This window comes from Caballeronia sp. 11_S32, from assembly GCF_056930355.1.
Genome location: NZ_JBXOWH010000001.1, coordinates 433,157 through 448,924, shown reverse-complemented (window position 1 = coordinate 448,924; position 15,768 = coordinate 433,157). Strand labels below are relative to the sequence as shown.

Genomic DNA, 15,768 nt, shown 5'->3' with positions numbered 1-15,768 from the left:
GAGAAATAGGCGTTATCAGCAGGACTGGAATCCGCCATCGACCAGCAGGCTGACGCCGCTCACCATGCTCGAATCGTCGCTGAGCAAATAGGCGATCGTGCGCGCCACTTCCACCGGCTGCACGAAGCGATTCATCGGAATGCGCGCGAGCATCGGCGCGGATTTGGCGGGATCGCTCCAGGCTCTTTCGCCCATCGGTGTCATGGTGACGGTCGGAAGCACGGCGTTCACGCGAATGCCGTGCGGCCCGAGCTCGTTGGCCATCACGCGCGTCATCGCATCGAGCCCGCCTTTCGATGCGCAATACGCCGCGTGCAGCGCGAAGCCCACATTCGCCGACAGGCTCGACACATTGACGATCGACCCGCCCACGCCGCGCGCGATCATGCTCTTCGCGCACTCTTGCGCGACGATCATCGCGGCGCGCAGGTTGACGTTCATCGTCACGTCGAAGGATTCCACGGAAGTTTCGAGAAACGGCTCCAGCACGGCGATGCCCGCGTTGTTCACGAGCAGATCGACGGGCTGCACGGCGCGCGCCGCATCGCGCGCGGCGTTCGCATCCGCGAGATCGACGGCGATGGTTTCGCAACCCGTCTCGTTCTTCAACGCGTCGAGGTCGGCGGCGTTGCGGCTCAACGCGATGACGCGCGCGCCGCGCTCGATCAGCAGATGAACCGTCGCATGACCGATGCCCTTGCCCGCGCCCGTGACGAGCACGGTCTTGCCCGCGAACTCGCGGTTTCTGTCGATGGTCGTCATGGTGTCGTCTTCAGGGTTCGTCGCAGAGACGTCTTGCGGTGTCTTCATCCGTCACGAGCACCGACGGATAGCGCCCGCGCAATGCGGCGCGCGTCACATGAAACTTCTTCTTGCCGCCGCTGACGAGAATCACGCGCCTGATCTTGCGCAGGTCGTCGAGCGTGATCGCGACCGTGCGGCGATTCAGCGGATGATCGATCAGCTCGCCATATTCATCCATGAAATGACCGAGCATGTCGCCGACAGCGCCCGCCTTTTCGAGCGTGCGCAACTGCTCGGGATTGTCGATGCCATATGTCACGACGAGCGATTCCGTCAGGTCGCCGCATGTGAGCAACGCGAGATCGGCATTGCGCGCGAGTTCATAAGTCTCGCGCACGGTCTCTTCCTGAAGGATGACGTCACGCGCCTTCTGGCTGCTGACATAGATCGGCGCGGCGAAGAGATAGCCGTCGGCACGGCAGATGTTCGCGAAGTCCGACACGATATCGAACGTGTTGATGCTCGGGCAATGCGACAGGCCGCCCTGCAACGACACTGCCGACACCGGCCCATACGTGCGCTGCGGCATCGCGCGCAGCACGGCGCGAATCGTGCGGCCCCAGCCGAGCCCGATGGTCTGTCCCGCGACGATCTGCTTCGCGAAGTACGTCGCCGCGCCGATGCCGAGCGCCGCGTTGTTCGCCTCGTTGTTCGCGCCGCTCGGCACGACGACCGCGCATTCCAGCCCGAAGCGCTTCGCGAGCGCCTCTTCCAGCGCGACGCACGGCGCGATCTTGCTGTTGATCGTGATCTGCACGAGGCCGGACTCGCGGCTCGCGGCAAGCAGGCGATTCACGCGCACGCGATTGCTGCCGATGCGCTGCGCGATCTCCTGCTGCGTCAGATTGCCGACGTAGTAATGCCACGCGACGCGCGCCTGCAGTTCCTCTTCCGAATCGATGGAATCGTCCGCTTCGGCGATGGCGATGGGCGGTGCGCTCTTGCTCATGTTTTCCCAGTGTTCAATGAAAGGCGCCGCGATTTTATTTCACCGCGCCCATCGTCAGGCCTTGCACCAGTCGGCCGGACACGAGCAACGCGAACACCACCATCGGCAGGACGATCAGCGTGCCTGTCGCCATGATTTCGCCCCACGGCAATTCATAGCCGCTCATGTAACTCGTCGCGGCGACCGGCGACGTGATCGCGTCGCTGCGCGTCAGAACGAGCGCGTAGAGCAGATCGTTCCACGAGAAGATGAACGCGAAGATCGCGGAGACGACGATGCCCGGCATGGCGAGCGGCAGGTTGATGCGCCAGAACACGCGCCACGGCGACGCGCCGTCGAGACGCGCGGCTTCGTCGAGCTCCACCGGAATATTGCGGAACTGGTCCGTGCAGATCCACACGACGATGGGCAGCGAGAACGTGAGATAGAGCAGGATCAGCACGATATGCGTATCGACGAGATCGAGCTTCGTCGCGATCAGGAAGAACGGCACCGCGAGCACGACCGGGCTCACCATGCGGTTCGAGATGAACCAGAACCACAGGTCTTCCTTGCCGCGGAATTCGTAGCGCGCGAGCGCATAGGCCGCGGGCGTGCCGAGCAGGATCGCGAGCACCGTCGTGCTGCTCGCGATGATGAGCGAGTTGAGCAGGCTGCCCGCCACGTCATGCTCGAAGAGCGCCGCCGAATAGTGATGGAACGTTGGCGAGAAGAGCCATTTCGGCGGATACGCGAGCGCATCGGCCTGGCTTTTCAGGCTCGTCGTGACCATCCAGTAGAACGGAAACACCGAGGACATGAACACGACGACGAGGCCCAGAAAATGCCATACCGTGGCGCGTTTTCGCGCGGCGCGCGCGCGTCTGGCTCGTTGCGTTGCGCCGCCATTGGCAGCCTGCAAAGTCGGTGAACTCACGCGGCCTCCCGATACACGAAACGGATATAAAGACGCGACAGGACGATCGTCAGAATGAGCAGGATGATCGCCTGCGCGGACGCCATGCCCTGATCGAAGAGACGAAAGCCCACGCGCTGGATATAGACGCTGATGAATTCCGTCGCGGCGCCAGGGCCGCCGCGCGTCATCGTGAAGACGGCGTCGAACATCTTGAGCATGTCGGCGGAACGAAGAATGAGAATGGCCGTGAGACCCGGCAGCAGATAAGGCCGCTGCAAATGCCAGAGGATCATGCTCCACTTCGGCGTTTCGAGGCGCGCGGCTTCTTCGGCTTCCTTCGGCACCATCGACAGTCCGGCCAGCAGAATCAGCGCGCAGAACGGCGTCCATTGCCAGATATCCATGATCATCACGGAGACGAACGCGAGCGTCGGGTCCGCGAGCCAGTCTTGCGGCGGAATGCCGATGAGGCCCGTCAGATAGTTCGCCACGCCGAACTGGCGATTGAAGATCAGGCGCCCGATCAGGCCGACGACCGCGTAGGTCGTCGCCATTGGAATCACGAGGCTCACGCGCGCCGCCGCGCGCATCCACGGCAATTCCGTCCGATGAAGCAGAAGCGCCGCGAAAAGACCCAGTGCGATCTCGATCGGCAACGCGAGACACAGGAACAAGGCGGTGCGGCCGAGCGCTTCCCAGAAGGTCGGATCGGTCAGCGTCGCGATGTAGTTGTCGACACCGACGAACGGCGTGCCCGAGCCGAGATCCGCGAGCTTGTATTGATGAAACGAGTTATAGAGCGCGAGCAGCAGCGGATAGACGCCGATGATCGCGAGCGCGGCTATCGCGGGAATCAGGAACCAGAAGGCGGGCGAACGCGGCAGGATGCCGAAATAGCGCGTGGGTTTGCGCGGTCCTCTCGCGTGCATTGCGGGTGATGCCATTCGAACGCCTCCGGTTCCTGGTAGCTTTCTCTATGCGATTTACTTCAGCAAAGGCTTCTTGCCGTCGTAATAGCCCGCTTTCTTCAGGATGTCCTCGGTCTTCTGACCGATGGTCTGCGCACCCTCCTTCACCGTCACCTGGCCGAGCATCATCTTGCTGCCCCATTCGCCGATGACTTCCGACACCGCCGGCCATTCCGGGAAGCGCGGGCGATAATCCGGCACGCCGCCCTGCCACGATTCGACCATCGGCTTCACGAACGGATATTTGTCCTGCACGGCCTTGTCCTGATACACCGCCGTGCGCGCCGGCACGCCGCCCGCTTCGAGGTAAGGCTTGGCCATCGCCTCGGACGTGATCCATTGAATGAAGAGCCACGAAGCGGCCTGCTTCTTCGCGTTCGACTTCGCATTCACCGCGAGCGAGAAGCCGCCGAGCGCGGGCTTCAGACCTGCCGGGCCCTTCGGTTCGGTCGTGATGGCGAGACAGTTGCCGAGCTTCGACTTGCTCGGATCCGTCAGCGTCGGATAGAAGGCGGACCATTCGGTGATCATCGCCACCTGCCCTTGCGCGAGCGCATTCACCGCTTCGGCGTGGTCGAAGTCGACAATGCCCGGCGGCATGTACTTCATCAGCTTCTGCCTGTATTCCAGGCCCGCCTGCGATTGCGCCGACATCAGGTTGGACTTGAACTTCGCATCCAGCAGCGAGCCGCCGTTCGGCCACAGCACGCGCATGAAGCTGTCCGCCGATTGCGTCTCGCCGCGCCGCGATTGCAGCGCGAACGCGAACTTGTCGCCCTTTGTCAGTTTCGGCGCGTAGGTGTTGAGGAGTTCGTCCCAGGTCTTCGGCGGTTCGTCGAAGCCCGCGTCCTTCAACATGCACTTGTTGTAGAACATCAGGCCCGAGTAGTTATCGAACGGCAGGCCATACGTGACCTTGTCCCACGTACCGAACGAATCGAGAAGGATCGGGAAGAAGCCCTTGAGATTGAGGTTCGGGTCCGCGAGCTTGGGATCGTCGGTGAACTTCTTGATTGGCACGAGCCACTTGTTGCTCGCGAACTCGCCGATCCACACGACATCCACGAGCACGATGTCCTGATCGCCGCCGCCGACGAAATTGAGCACTTCCTTCTCGCGCGTGTTCTCGTAGGGAATCACTTCCCAGCGCACCTTGATGCCGGTCTCTTTCTCAAACTGCGGGATCAGCTGCTGTGCAGCCTTGTAGCCGGGACGATCGAGAAAGACGGCCTTGATGGTGGTGCCCGAGTAGGGCTGCGCCGCTTCCTTCAGAGTCCAGGCCTGCGCATTCGATGCGGCGAACGCCGCGCTCGCCGCCAATAGCGCGATTGCCGCGGCGTGTTTGATCGGGCCGGGCTGCATGGCCGGGATGAAGCGCTTCTTCATGCCTGTCTCCTTGGTTTTTTTCGAGCGGGTACGGCTGACGGGTTCGGTTCTTTCCTGCTTCTTTCCTGGTTCTTTCCTGGTTCTTCCTGCTGTCGAAGATATGAATTCGCGTCGTCACGCAACGCTCGCGCGTGCTTCGGAACATGCGTGTCGTTTCACTTGTAATTTCGGTTTTACAATTGTATATTTTGGCGCGAACAGGTTGTCAAGAACAAAAATCGACGATGCATCCGATGCTGCGCTGCCGCAGCAGCGAACTGGAGACAACGTATGAGCGCAGTTCATCTGCAGCAGATTCGCAAGGCCTTTGCGGGCGTCGACGTGCTGAAGGGCGTCGATATCGAAGTGACGGATCGCGAGTTCATGGTCTTCGTCGGTCCCTCGGGCTGTGGAAAATCCACCTTGCTGCGCACCATTGCCGGACTCGAACGCAGCGACTCAGGGCAAGTGCTGATTGGCGGCGAGGACGTCACCGAGCTGGAGCCATCGCAGCGCGGCGTCGCAATGGTGTTTCAGTCGTATGCGCTGTATCCGCACATGTCGGTGTACGAAAACATCGCGTTCGGACTGCGCATGCTCAAATTGCCCGAAGCGCAGATCAAGGAGCGCGTGCATCGCGCGGCGGAAATTCTGCAGATCGGCCAGTTGCTCGAACGGCGTCCGCGTGCGCTGTCGGGCGGGCAGCGTCAGCGCGTCGCCATCGGCCGTTCGATCGTACGCGAGCCGAAAGTCTTTCTCTTCGACGAACCGCTCTCCAACCTCGATGCCGCCTTGCGCGTGCAGATGCGCCTCGAGCTCATCAAGCTGCACAAGCAGCTCAATGCGACGATGATCTACGTCACGCACGACCAGACCGAAGCCATGACCATGGCCGATCGCATCGTCGTGCTGAATCATGGGCGCGTCGAGCAGATCGGTTCGCCGCTCGAGCTATATCGCACGCCGCACAATCGCTTCGTCGCGGGCTTCATCGGCTCGCCGAAAATGAACTTCATGGACGTGCGCGTGATGCGCGTCGATGCCGCGGGCGTCACGATCGAACTGCCCGGCGGCGAGCCGCTCACGCTGCCGTTCGCGGCTTCGTCCTTGAAAGCGGGCGAGACGCTCACGCTCGGCATCCGGCCCGAGCATTTCGTCGAAGCAGGCAGCGGCGATATCGACAGCGGTCTCACCGGCGAGGTCATGGTGATCGAGCATCTCGGCGGAGAAACGCTGCTGCATGTGCGCCTGCCCAACGAGCTCGTGATCCAGGTGAAGGGCTCGGGGGAATCGACCGCGGTCGAGGGGCAGCGCCTGAACGCGGGCTTCAGCATTCGTCACGTGCATTTGTTCCGCGAGGACGGCAGCGCGCTCGAACGCATGCGGCCTGTGGCGGAGACGGCGGCCGTCTGACGGTGATCGCGAGCGCGGCATACGCTTGAAAAGCGCCTCGGCAGCACTTTCTATCGGCGCCTTCGCGCTCGCCCGACACTAGTCGGGATTACAAATATTCCAGAGCCTGTCTGTACAAAACTGCAAAACGGCTTGTTGGCACGAGGCCGCGCGGCACGGTCCTATGTGCGCCACCCCACAAACCCCGTAACACATTGTCGATTCATTATGTAACCCTGACCGCGATGTAGCGTGCTGTCGCACGATCGTGATAGCCGGAGACCGCGTGCAAGCACTATCGAGGCGCATCGGTCGACGCAGCGCGCATGGAGATGCACGGGAACGGCGGATCTGGCACGACTCGTGCAACCGCATCCACGACCAACAGGGAGGGGATGGCTAGAGCATGAAAGGAACGACTCACGGCTCATCTGCACCGAAAGCCGCGCCGAACTCAGATCATGCATTCAGGCATCGCGTGCTCGCAGGCCTCAAGGCCGGAGAATTCTGCATCGCCTATCAGGGAATCTACCGAGTCGACAGCGGCGAGCTCGCTCAAATGGAGGCGCTGATCCGCTGGCGTCATCCGGAACACGGCGTATTGCTGCCAGGCGCATTCAGCGAGGCGTTCAGAGACGCCGACATCATGTGCGAACTCACGTGGTTCGTGCTCGATACCGTTGCATCCGAAATCGACGCGTGGCGCACACGCGGCGGCGCGCATTATTCCGTGGCCGTGAACGTGCCGCCATCGGTCGCGGCGCTTCCCGACTTCGCCGAACGCATGGAGAAGATCTGCCGTGCGCGCGGCGTCGCGCCGGATTGCATCGAGCTCGAATTGCTGGAGAGCGAGGATCTCACGCGCATGCCGTCCATGCCGAAGGTGGTGCGTCGTCTTAAGAACAAGGGCGTGAGCGTCGCGATGGACGATTTCGGCACCGGCTACTCGTGTCTCGCCGCGCTCGGACCGATCGACTTCCGGACCGTGAAGATCGCGAAGGAACTGCTTTCCGGGGCGCCGCGCTGCCCGAATGCGTGCCTGGTGTTCTCGTCGGTGCTGACGCTCCTCACGCGGCTTAAGGTGGCGATCGTCGTCGAAGGCGTCGAGACCGCCGCGCAGGCGCAATGGATCGCGCAATGGCCGCATGTGCTCGCACAGGGCTTTTTCCTCGCGCGGCCTGCGTTCGGCATCGACAACGTGCCCGGCGCGCGTCTTGCCAGCACGATGGCGCGACGCAGGCCGCCGCGCCGCGGCGACGGATCTCGCGACCTGCCGCTCGCCGACGCGGCGTGACGGTCGAACGACCGGGCGCGTTCGTTCAATAGTCCGGCCGTGAAGGGTTTCTGGCAGCCCTCGTAAAGCCAGGAACTGGCCGGCGCGCGCTGCATGCGCCGGCTTCTTGGTACGCCGGAAGCGCGTCGAACCGGGCGCGCATGTCCGCTACAGCGGAGCCGATATCACGGCGTCGACGCCGGCGCCGGCTTCCCCGCCTTCTGCGCATTGATCTTCGACTGCGCGTTCTGCAGATTCTGCGGATAGTTGGTCTGCTCGCCGGCCGGGTTATAGCCGTTCTTCTCCAGCTCCTTCAGCTCGGCATTCTTCTTCTCGCGCGCCGCCTTACGCTCGGCTTTCTTGACCTGCTTCGGCGTGGATGCCGCCGTGTCCTGCGCCTGCGCGACGGGCATGGCGACGAGCGCCGAAAGGCACAGTGCGGTCATGGCGATGACGGCGGTTGGTGCAGTGCGTTTGTTCATGATCGATCTTCTCCGGATGGATGGCGACGGTCTGCAACGGCGCTTGCGAGGACCGCGTCAGCAATAAGCGATCCATGCGGCGGCACGTTGGCACGGCTCGCCGAACCCTCAGCGATCGACTATACGGCTCAGATTCCCGCGCACGCGCTGCAGGAGCGCGATCAGCTGCTCGCTTTCCTGGCGGCTGAAGCCCGCGAGCGCCTCCGACGTGATCTCGTCGCCGACGCGGCGCGCGCGGTCGAGCGCCTTCTCGGCCTTCGCGGTCATGCGGACCTGGCGCTCGCGTCGGTCGCCGGGATTCGGACGGCGCTCGATCCAGCCGCCCTCCTCCATGCGGTCGAGCAGGCGCCCGGCGGAGATCGGCGCGACTTCGAGCAGCCCGGCGAGCCGCGCCTGATTCACTTCGCCGTAATGCGAAAGATAGGCGAGCACGCGGCACTGCGCGCGCGTGAGATTGAGCGATGACTTCGCGAGTTCATCGAACCGGTTGCCGCACAGGCGGTCCACGTCCGCAACGAGGAAGCCGAAACGTTTGTCGAGTTGAGTTTCCATCGCGCGATTATAGGTAAGAGCTTTCAGTGCGTGCACATGCGCGCCCCGTAATCGTGCGCATTGCGCCGCGCCACCCACGCCGTATAATAAGCCTGCTTATTATTACCTTACTTATCAAAGCCGCCTCCAGACGGCCGTACCCCATGTCCTCCGAAGTCACCACGGAACACGCCGCGGCGCCCCTCAATCGCGGCATGCTGACCGTCTCGATCATGCTCGCGACGCTGATCCAGACGCTCGACAGCACCATCGCCAACGTAGCGCTGCCGCATATGCAGGGCAGCCTGTCGGCGTCGCAGGACGAGATCACGTGGGTGCTCACCTCGTACATCGTGGCGGCGGCGATCGCGACGCCGCTCACCGGCTGGCTGTCCGATCGGCTGAGCGTGAAGAAGCTGCTGTGCATTTCGATCGCGGGCTTCACGGTCGCGTCGGCGTTTTGCGGGCTGTCGGAGACGCTCGTGCAGATCGTCGCGTCGCGCTTGTTGCAGGGCATTTTCGGGGCGTCGCTCGTGCCGCTGTCTCAATCGATCCTGCTCGACATCAATCCGCGCGAGAAGCAGGGCCAGGCGATGGCCGTATGGGGCATGGGCGTGATGGTCGGGCCGATTCTCGGTCCGACGCTCGGCGGCTGGCTCACCGACAGCTACAACTGGCGCTGGGTGTTTTTCATCAACGTGCCGATCGGCGCGTTCGCGCTCTTTGGCGTGATGAGCTTCCTGCCGACGCAGGTCGCGCGGCGCGCGGTGAAGTTCGATGCCTTCGGCTTCGCGACGCTCGGCCTTGCCATCGGCGCGTTTCAGGCGATGCTCGATCGCGGCGAGCAACTCGACTGGTTCGGGTCGATCGAGATTCGCATCGAGGCGGTGCTCGCGGCGCTGAGCTTCATCTTCTTCATCGCGCATACGGCGACGGCCGGCGCGCGCTCGTTCTTCAAGTACGAGTTGTTGAAGGATCGCAACTTCGCGACGGGCACATGCTTCATCTTCGTGATCGGCGCGGTGATGTACGCGACGCGCGCGCTATTGCCGCCGATGCTGCAAAACCTGATGAACTATCCGGTCGCGACGACGGGCCTCGTCACGGCGCCGAGCGGCGCGGGCACGATGGTGGCGATGCTCGTCGCGGGGCGGCTTCTGAAGCATATCGATGCGCGTTTGCTGTTGCTCTCGGGCTTTCTGATTTCCGCGTTCGCGCTCTGGCAGATGATGCATTACACGATCGTGCTGTCGGCATCGGACATTGTGTGGCCGGGCGTGATTCAGGGCTTCGGGCTGGGCCTCGTGTTCGTGCCGCTGTCGGCGCTGACGTTCTCGACCCTTACGCCCGAATTGCGCGCCGATGGCACGGCTACCTATAGCCTCATGCGTAATATTGGCAGCAGTATCGGGATTTCGATCGTGCAGACGTTGATGACGCGCAATACGCAAGTCGCGCATGCGGACCTTGCGGCGCAGGTGACGCCTTTCAATCCGGCGGTGCAGTCGATGTTGTCGGGTGGCTCCGTGCAGGATATGGCAGTGCTCAATCAAACCATTACGCAGCAGGCTTCCATGATCGCGTATCTCAACGACTTCAAGTTGATGTTCGTCGCGACGTTGTTGGTGGTGCCGTTGCTGGTTTTGATTCGCCCGGCGAAGAGCGCTTCTTCCGATGAGTCAGTTGCGCATGCGGCTATGGATTGATGTTTTTTTGCTTTTCGAGACGCTTCTTCTATGGAATCCTGTTTTCGCGTCGGTCTATTGGCTCTGCCCCTATGCGGGGCGGAAGTCACTTTCTTTGCTGCTGCAAAGAAAGTAACCAAAGAAACAGCTATCCCCATCCAAAGTACTTCATGCCGGCCCCGGCACAGAAGAACGCAAGTGGTCCGGCAGTAGCGAGTGCCCTCAAAGGTCTAATCGGGCTTGGATCGCGCACGGTCTGTCACAGAGCGCCACTTCACTTACTGGTTCAGCACCAAATAGCTCCTGCCCGCTTCGCGGCCGACCGGTCCATCGGGTCCGCGCGTGCTTCCTTGCTTACGCTTCTATCTCTCCGCATTCGCCGCAAGTTGGTTTCCCTTGCAGACCCGGCGGCAGCGCGTAGCGCTGTGCCGGAGCTAATTCGCCCGGCGAAGTGCGCTTCTTCCGATGAGTCAGTTGCGCATGCGGCTATGGATTGAATGTTTTTTGCTTTTCGAGCCGCTTCTTCTATGGAATCCTGTTTTCGCGTCGGTCTATTGGCTCTGCCCCTATGCGGGGCGGCAGTCACTTTCTTTGCTGCTGCAAAGCAAGGTGCCTATAATCGGTGAATCGGCATTGCGCGGCCTTGAGCTTGAAAGCCTTTAAATTCAAGGCTCAGAGTACAATTCTTCGCTTAATGCCGCTTCACTTCGCTTCACCTCGCCGCACAAATCGACGGGGGTAAGGACGGGGGTGAAGGCGGAGAACCGGAGAACGCTCGATGCCCGCAACCAACAAACTCACCGCCGCCACCGTCAAAAGTGCCACACCACGCGAACCCGCGCAACCGGGAGGCAAGGCCCGCGCGCGTTACCTGTCCGATGGCGGGAATCTGGTTTTGCAAGTTTCGGCATCCGGCACCAAGTCATGGCTCTTTCGCTACGAGCGCCACGGTCGCATGCGTGAAGCCGGGCTTGGAAGCGTGGACGTGGTATCGCTCAAGGCGGCGCGCGCCCGCGCGCTCGAAATGCGGCAAGTGCTCACCACGGGCATCGACCCGTTGAGCGCCAAGCGCGCCGACCGGCGAGAAGCCAAGCGCCTCGATCAAACCCGCATGAGCTTCAACGTGGCCGCTGAAAAGGCGCTCGCGGATCGCAAGCTGAAGACCGAAAAGCAACGCAAGGAATGGCGAAGCCACTTCGAGCGCTTCGCCGCGCCTGTCATCGGCCGCTTGGACTGTCACGAAGTGCGCCCTGAAGATGTGGCGAATGTGTTGCGCCCGTTCTGGGAAGAGATGAACCCGACCGCGAAAATCGTGCTTGCCCGCGTGCAATGCGTCTTCGATTGGTGGCAACGGGAAACAGGCGCGAGCGGCGACAATCCCGCCGCTTCCGAAGCAGTTTTGAAGCTCTTGCCGAAGGTGGAGCACGAAGGCGGGCACCGCGCCGCCATCGCGTGGCCGCAACTGCCCGCCGCCGTGCGCAAGTTGCAAGCGCTCGAAGGCACGGCGGCGCGTGCCGTCGAATTCCTCGCTCATACCGGCGTGCGCGAACAAGTGGCGCGGCTCGTGACGTGGCGTGAGCTTGATCTTGATGCGGCCCGCTGGACCATCCCCGGCGAGAGAATGAAGATGAATGATCCCTTCATCGTGCCGCTCACGCGCCCGGTGCGCGATCTGTTGCGCGCCCTGCCGAGCTACCGCAACGGTGCCTTCGATGCCGATGCGCTCGTGTTTGCTTCGCCGCGTGGCCGTGCCTACGCAAACTCACAACTCAACGATGTGTTGCGCGAGATCGGCTATGCCGTAGGCGAAGCCACCCTTCACGGTCTACGCACCGGCGTGCGCTCATGGATCGGTGACGAGCGGCCCGGAGTGCCGGTGCATGTGGCCGATGCGATCATCCAGCACGAGCGGCGCGGGAAGCTCAGAAGGATTTATGAGCGCACTTCCTTTCTCACGCAGCGTGAACCGATCATGCACGAGTGGAGCGCCTTTCTCGTGGACGCCTCCAACGCGGTGCCCGCCGACACCGCACCGCCTGATGAAGCGCTCGAAGCCGAAGCGCTCGTGCAGTGAGAAGCGCACCGGCCGCGCCATCAAATAAAAATGAATGCGCGGCCTTGCGTGCTCTCACGAGGAGAACCGTTCGATAAACGGCAAATCGCGCACAGTACCGATGTGTGCCATTGCATATCGTTGGATGCCATTGCATATCGTTTTAGTGCCATCCGATGCCACGCCAAAAAGCCCCATTCTGCAAAAATTCACTCTTCAGGCACGCTTGATGAGCGGCACCCGGCCTTGAAAGGCCCGTGAAGAAAGCGCATCGTTTCGCTCAACCAAGCTTCACGGTAAACAAGGGGGCGCGATATGAGCGAAGAACAAGCTGAAGTCAAACGTGGACCGGGACGCCCGCGCAAGGCTCGCCCGCCTGCGGTGCCGCGCGAAAGCCTCACCGTGGACATCAACGACATTGCCCGCGACATTGGCAACAAGTCGCGCGGGAGCGCCCGCCGCCTGATCAACGAAGACCCGAGTTTCCCGCCCGCGTTCAAGCTCAATGGTCAGGACCACTGGATGCGCGAAGACTGGATTGCGTATCTGAAGCTGAAGGCCCAGCAAGCCCGCGAAGCGAAGGAAACGCAAACCAACAAGCGCGCTCGCGCTGCGTAGGAGTCTTCACTTTCGATACGATTTAAGTACACGCGGCACGCCACCCCTACCGCTGATTCACACGAAGGCATAGACGAAAAAAAGAGCGACACCGGGAATGATCCGGGCCGCTCTCGCATGCCTTCGCGTCACCATTCGGAGGAAAAACGCGATGCATGCTGCATGCTACCTCACCGCAATTCCGCTCGCCATTGGTGAGCACATCACCATCTTCGCGGTGCTCGCATGAGCGCGCCCCCGTATCAGGTGATGCCACCTCTGAGCGCCACCGAAGAGCGGGAGCTACGCGCTAGCCTCGAAATGCACGGGGTGCTGATGTCCGTGCTGATCGATGAAAACGGCGCGGTGATCGACGGGCATCATCGTTTCAAGCTCGCCGCCGAACTCGGCATCCATTGCCCGACCGAAGTGCGCGCAGGCTTAAGCGATCAACAGAAGCGCACGCTCGCGCGCACGATCAACGCGACCCGGCGGATGCTCACGCGTGAACAGATTCGCGCCGTGATAGCGGACCAACTGCGTGACACGCCTGAACGTTCAGATAACTCAATTGCTAAAGACCTGAGCGTTTCCGATAAGACGGTCGGAAGCGTGCGCCACAAACTCGAATCAACTTCGGAAATCTCCGAAGTTCAAAAGCGCATCGGTGCCGATGGCAAGGCGCGCAAGCAACCGGCCACGAAGCCGAAGACCGAGAAGCAAGAGAAGACCGCGCCACCGCGCGAACAGCCCGTGGATAGCGTCGCGGCCGCATTTTGGAATGGCCTTGCCACGTTTTACAACGACGTGTTTTGCAAAGGTGCATCCGTCCACGAAATGATCGATGCTTTGCCCGAAGACTATCGCGACGATGCCCGTTTGCTTGCAAAGGTGCTCGGCACTCAACTGTTGAGCAAGACCGCGAACGAGTATTGCGAAGCACGCCTGATCGAACTGCGCGAGCAATACGAGAAAGACGCGCGCGCGGCCCGCGACGAAGTGCGCCGCTATCAAGCGATGAGCAAGCGCTTGCCGCAACTAATGACGCTCGATGAATATCGGCTCGTGCTCGGATGCCTTCATCCCGACCGCGCGGGCAATGTCGATATCGACCGGCTCAACAGAGCTTTCGCCATCTTCAAGCGCCTTGAATCGACCATCGATCCGACGACACCGATTGCCGATCTTCGTGCGAACGGATGGGAAAGCTATAGCTCGCGTTACCGCGCATCGAAGAAGGCGAGCAGCGAAGCGCGCACCGCCGAAGGTGATCGGTGATGAACGGCCCTTATCCCTTCCTCTCTGAGCGGTATGACCCGATAGCCGAAGTATCGAAGATGATCGAAGCTACGGCAGCGAGCGATGATCAAAAGGCGCGCGCGCTTGAAATGCTCGATCACTATGCCGCCCGCCATCCGATCCGCACTAAGCGCCTTGCGAGAAGCCGCATGGCTATCGATCTTGTTGAACTCGCGTCGCGCGGTTTGACCGATAAACAGTTTTGGCACGCGATTCAGACCGTATCAATCGAGCGCGGCGAAATCGTATGGCATCGGGTGGCCCGTGAAGCTCGCAAGGCGTTCGGCTCGAAAACCGACGACGCACGATGGCGATATATGGCCCATCGCTTCGCTGATCGATACAAGCGCGGGGGTCGAGCATGAACGCTCATCGACACGTGGACGCAGACCATCTGAGCGGCCCGGAAACAATCATTCGCGCTGCTGAAGATCATGCGCCGGATGCCAAGATCATGATCGTGTTGATCGTGCTTGCACGCCTGATGCAAAGCTTAAAGAAAAACGTGGTGTATCCATCGCTTGCATGGATCGCGTGGCGCACGCGCCTAGGTGAAACAACCGTGGAGCGCATCGTTGCCGAGCTTCGTGAGAATGACATTTTGCATGCTACCGGCGAGACCGTAGGGCAAGGCGGAACGAACGTCTATTGCATCAACGTGGAGCGCATCGAGCAAGTGTACGGATCACCGCCGCCGTGGGAGGAAATCAAGACGCGGCTCAAGGTGCAGCGCAGCAAAAACGCTACCCGGCCGCGCCTCAATGGGGATCGCTCGCCCTTCGACGCTCCCCCACACGCGGGGACCGTTAATCACTTCGATCACTTCGACGCTCCCCCGCTGTGGGGGAACGTGGAGCCTGTGGATAACGTCAACGCTCCCCCAAATGGAGCGCAACGCTCCCCCAAATCGGATGCAACGCTCCCCCAAAAAAGGGTCAACGCTCCCCCAAAAACATGTCAACGCTCCCCCACTGTGGGGGACAAGGGTTTAGAGGGTTATGAGGGTAACAAGCAGGGTCCAAATCAGGGTTCGCTGCCGCCGCAGCGAAGTCGCGCGCGCGAGGCGCACGACGATGCACCGCCTTCGGCGGCGGCGGCGGCTTCACTTCACCCCGAAGATGATGATGACGATGAAGCGGTGCAGCGCAGCAAAAAAAACGCCTCGCGATCTAAAGGCGAAGCCGAAGCGCTCACACCGGCCGAAGTCACCGAGCGCTTCGAGCGGATGCAGACGGTCTGCCGTTCGCACTTGCTCATTAAGGGCAACGCGCAACCGCTTTGGCTTCGCAAGCTGGCGAGCGACCCGCGCGTAAGCGATGAGACATTCGATGAAGCCATGCGCCGCCATTTCATAAGCGGCGAAATGCATCACCGTGCGCGCTCGTTCATGCAATGCATTGAAGCCGTGCTCGATGAGCAAGCGACGAAGAAACCGAAGCGCCGTCGAAGGTGATGGACCGCCTACCGGATGC

At 61.6% G+C, this 15,768-nt stretch carries 16 protein-coding genes; 9 read left to right on the top strand and 7 right to left on the bottom strand.

Going from position 1 to position 15,768, the window contains the following annotated elements; translation table 11 throughout:
* Window positions 1-15: 15 nt before the first annotated feature.
* Genes AC1Z32_RS02080 through AC1Z32_RS02060 form a run of 5 tightly spaced genes read right to left on the bottom strand, consistent with a single transcriptional unit; the run spans window position 16 to window position 5,005 of the window.
* The gene (locus AC1Z32_RS02080) at window positions 16-762 is read right to left on the bottom strand and encodes an SDR family oxidoreductase (RefSeq protein ID WP_483477049.1); all 747 of its coding nucleotides are present in this window, start codon (window positions 760-762) and stop codon (window positions 16-18) included.
* Between the two features lie 10 nt (window positions 763-772).
* Complete coding sequence (locus tag AC1Z32_RS02075) at window positions 773-1,753, bottom strand: sugar-binding transcriptional regulator (RefSeq protein ID WP_483477048.1); 981 nt, start codon at window positions 1,751-1,753, stop codon at window positions 773-775.
* Window positions 1,754-1,787: 34 nt separating this feature from the next.
* Window positions 1,788-2,669 (bottom strand): carbohydrate ABC transporter permease, encoded by an 882-nt coding sequence (locus AC1Z32_RS02070; RefSeq protein ID WP_483477047.1) that lies wholly within the window; start codon window positions 2,667-2,669, stop codon window positions 1,788-1,790.
* Window positions 2,666-3,595 (bottom strand): carbohydrate ABC transporter permease, encoded by a 930-nt coding sequence (locus AC1Z32_RS02065; protein WP_483477046.1) that lies wholly within the window; start codon window positions 3,593-3,595, stop codon window positions 2,666-2,668. The genes AC1Z32_RS02070 and AC1Z32_RS02065 overlap by 4 nt, the downstream gene beginning before the upstream one ends.
* A 39-nt stretch (window positions 3,596-3,634) precedes the next feature.
* Window positions 3,635-5,005: an ABC transporter substrate-binding protein gene (locus AC1Z32_RS02060; RefSeq protein ID WP_483477045.1), complete on the bottom strand. Its 1,371-nt coding sequence runs from the start codon at window positions 5,003-5,005 to the stop codon at window positions 3,635-3,637.
* Between AC1Z32_RS02060 and AC1Z32_RS02055 the strand changes: the two genes are divergently transcribed.
* From AC1Z32_RS02055 to AC1Z32_RS02045, 3 genes are all read left to right on the top strand, one after another.
* Window positions 4,989-5,279 carry a hypothetical protein gene (locus AC1Z32_RS02055; RefSeq protein WP_483477044.1) on the top strand — a complete coding sequence of 97 codons (291 nt, stop codon included), beginning with the start codon at window positions 4,989-4,991 and terminating at the stop codon, window positions 5,277-5,279. The two genes, AC1Z32_RS02060 and AC1Z32_RS02055, sit on opposite strands and share 17 nt — an antisense overlap.
* Window positions 5,276-6,397 carry an ABC transporter ATP-binding protein gene (locus AC1Z32_RS02050; RefSeq protein ID WP_483477043.1) on the top strand — a complete coding sequence of 374 codons (1,122 nt, stop codon included), beginning with the start codon at window positions 5,276-5,278 and terminating at the stop codon, window positions 6,395-6,397. The genes AC1Z32_RS02055 and AC1Z32_RS02050 overlap by 4 nt, the downstream gene beginning before the upstream one ends.
* A gap of 385 nt (window positions 6,398-6,782) precedes the next feature.
* Window positions 6,783-7,670, top strand: coding sequence for an EAL domain-containing protein (locus AC1Z32_RS02045; protein ID WP_483477042.1), 888 nt, complete (start codon window positions 6,783-6,785; stop codon window positions 7,668-7,670).
* A 164-nt stretch (window positions 7,671-7,834) separates the two neighbouring features.
* Here AC1Z32_RS02045 and AC1Z32_RS02040 read toward each other — a convergent pair whose 3' ends face one another.
* Window positions 7,835-8,131 (bottom strand): DUF4148 domain-containing protein, encoded by a 297-nt coding sequence (locus AC1Z32_RS02040; protein ID WP_483477041.1) that lies wholly within the window; start codon window positions 8,129-8,131, stop codon window positions 7,835-7,837.
* 108 nt (window positions 8,132-8,239) lie between these two features.
* The gene (locus AC1Z32_RS02035) at window positions 8,240-8,683 is read right to left on the bottom strand and encodes a MarR family winged helix-turn-helix transcriptional regulator (RefSeq protein WP_483477040.1); all 444 of its coding nucleotides are present in this window, start codon (window positions 8,681-8,683) and stop codon (window positions 8,240-8,242) included.
* Window positions 8,684-8,826: 143 nt separating this feature from the next.
* On the opposite strand from AC1Z32_RS02035, the gene AC1Z32_RS02030 reads away from it, so the two are divergent.
* The 6 genes from AC1Z32_RS02030 (at window position 8,827) to AC1Z32_RS02005 (ending at window position 15,749) form a co-directional block, all read left to right on the top strand.
* Entirely contained in the window at window positions 8,827-10,368 is a 1,542-nt protein-coding gene (locus AC1Z32_RS02030; RefSeq protein WP_483477039.1) for a DHA2 family efflux MFS transporter permease subunit, read from the top strand.
* Window positions 10,369-11,125: 757 nt separating this feature from the next.
* A complete protein-coding gene (locus tag AC1Z32_RS02025) occupies window positions 11,126-12,421 on the top strand; it encodes a tyrosine-type recombinase/integrase (protein ID WP_483477038.1) in 1,296 nt (431 codons plus the stop codon).
* A gap of 294 nt (window positions 12,422-12,715) precedes the next feature.
* Entirely contained in the window at window positions 12,716-13,018 is a 303-nt protein-coding gene (locus tag AC1Z32_RS02020; protein ID WP_483477037.1) for a hypothetical protein, read from the top strand.
* A gap of 225 nt (window positions 13,019-13,243) precedes the next feature.
* Window positions 13,244-14,275 (top strand): hypothetical protein, encoded by a 1,032-nt coding sequence (locus AC1Z32_RS02015; RefSeq protein ID WP_483477036.1) that lies wholly within the window; start codon window positions 13,244-13,246, stop codon window positions 14,273-14,275.
* Window positions 14,275-14,661 carry a hypothetical protein gene (locus tag AC1Z32_RS02010; RefSeq protein ID WP_483477035.1) on the top strand — a complete coding sequence of 129 codons (387 nt, stop codon included), beginning with the start codon at window positions 14,275-14,277 and terminating at the stop codon, window positions 14,659-14,661. Before AC1Z32_RS02015 ends, AC1Z32_RS02010 begins: the two co-directional genes overlap by 1 nt.
* Window positions 14,658-15,749 (top strand): hypothetical protein, encoded by a 1,092-nt coding sequence (locus AC1Z32_RS02005; RefSeq protein WP_483477034.1) that lies wholly within the window; start codon window positions 14,658-14,660, stop codon window positions 15,747-15,749. The genes AC1Z32_RS02010 and AC1Z32_RS02005 overlap by 4 nt, the downstream gene beginning before the upstream one ends.
* Window positions 15,750-15,768: the final 19 nt, after the last annotated feature.

Excerpts from the sequence above, each read along its gene's own strand:
- AC1Z32_RS02080 (WP_483477049.1), bottom strand. The coding sequence starts at position 762 with ATGACGACCATCGACAGAAACCGCGAGTTCGCGGGCAAGACCGTGCTC.
- AC1Z32_RS02075 (WP_483477048.1), bottom strand. The coding sequence starts at position 1,753 with ATGAGCAAGAGCGCACCGCCCATCGCCATCGCCGAAGCGGACGATTCC.
- AC1Z32_RS02065 (WP_483477046.1), bottom strand. The coding sequence starts at position 3,595 with ATGGCATCACCCGCAATGCACGCGAGAGGACCGCGCAAACCCACGCGC.
- AC1Z32_RS02055 (WP_483477044.1), top strand. The coding sequence starts at position 4,989 with ATGAAGCGCTTCTTCATGCCTGTCTCCTTGGTTTTTTTCGAGCGGGTA.
- AC1Z32_RS02060 (WP_483477045.1), bottom strand. The coding sequence starts at position 5,005 with ATGAAGAAGCGCTTCATCCCGGCCATGCAGCCCGGCCCGATCAAACAC.
- AC1Z32_RS02050 (WP_483477043.1), top strand. The coding sequence starts at position 5,276 with ATGAGCGCAGTTCATCTGCAGCAGATTCGCAAGGCCTTTGCGGGCGTC.
- AC1Z32_RS02045 (WP_483477042.1), top strand. The coding sequence starts at position 6,783 with ATGAAAGGAACGACTCACGGCTCATCTGCACCGAAAGCCGCGCCGAAC.
- AC1Z32_RS02040 (WP_483477041.1), bottom strand. The coding sequence starts at position 8,131 with ATGAACAAACGCACTGCACCAACCGCCGTCATCGCCATGACCGCACTG.
- AC1Z32_RS02035 (WP_483477040.1), bottom strand. The coding sequence starts at position 8,683 with ATGGAAACTCAACTCGACAAACGTTTCGGCTTCCTCGTTGCGGACGTG.
- AC1Z32_RS02030 (WP_483477039.1), top strand. The coding sequence starts at position 8,827 with ATGTCCTCCGAAGTCACCACGGAACACGCCGCGGCGCCCCTCAATCGC.
- AC1Z32_RS02025 (WP_483477038.1), top strand. The coding sequence starts at position 11,126 with ATGCCCGCAACCAACAAACTCACCGCCGCCACCGTCAAAAGTGCCACA.
- AC1Z32_RS02020 (WP_483477037.1), top strand. The coding sequence starts at position 12,716 with ATGAGCGAAGAACAAGCTGAAGTCAAACGTGGACCGGGACGCCCGCGC.
- AC1Z32_RS02015 (WP_483477036.1), top strand. The coding sequence starts at position 13,244 with ATGAGCGCGCCCCCGTATCAGGTGATGCCACCTCTGAGCGCCACCGAA.
- AC1Z32_RS02010 (WP_483477035.1), top strand. The coding sequence starts at position 14,275 with ATGAACGGCCCTTATCCCTTCCTCTCTGAGCGGTATGACCCGATAGCC.
- AC1Z32_RS02005 (WP_483477034.1), top strand. The coding sequence starts at position 14,658 with ATGAACGCTCATCGACACGTGGACGCAGACCATCTGAGCGGCCCGGAA.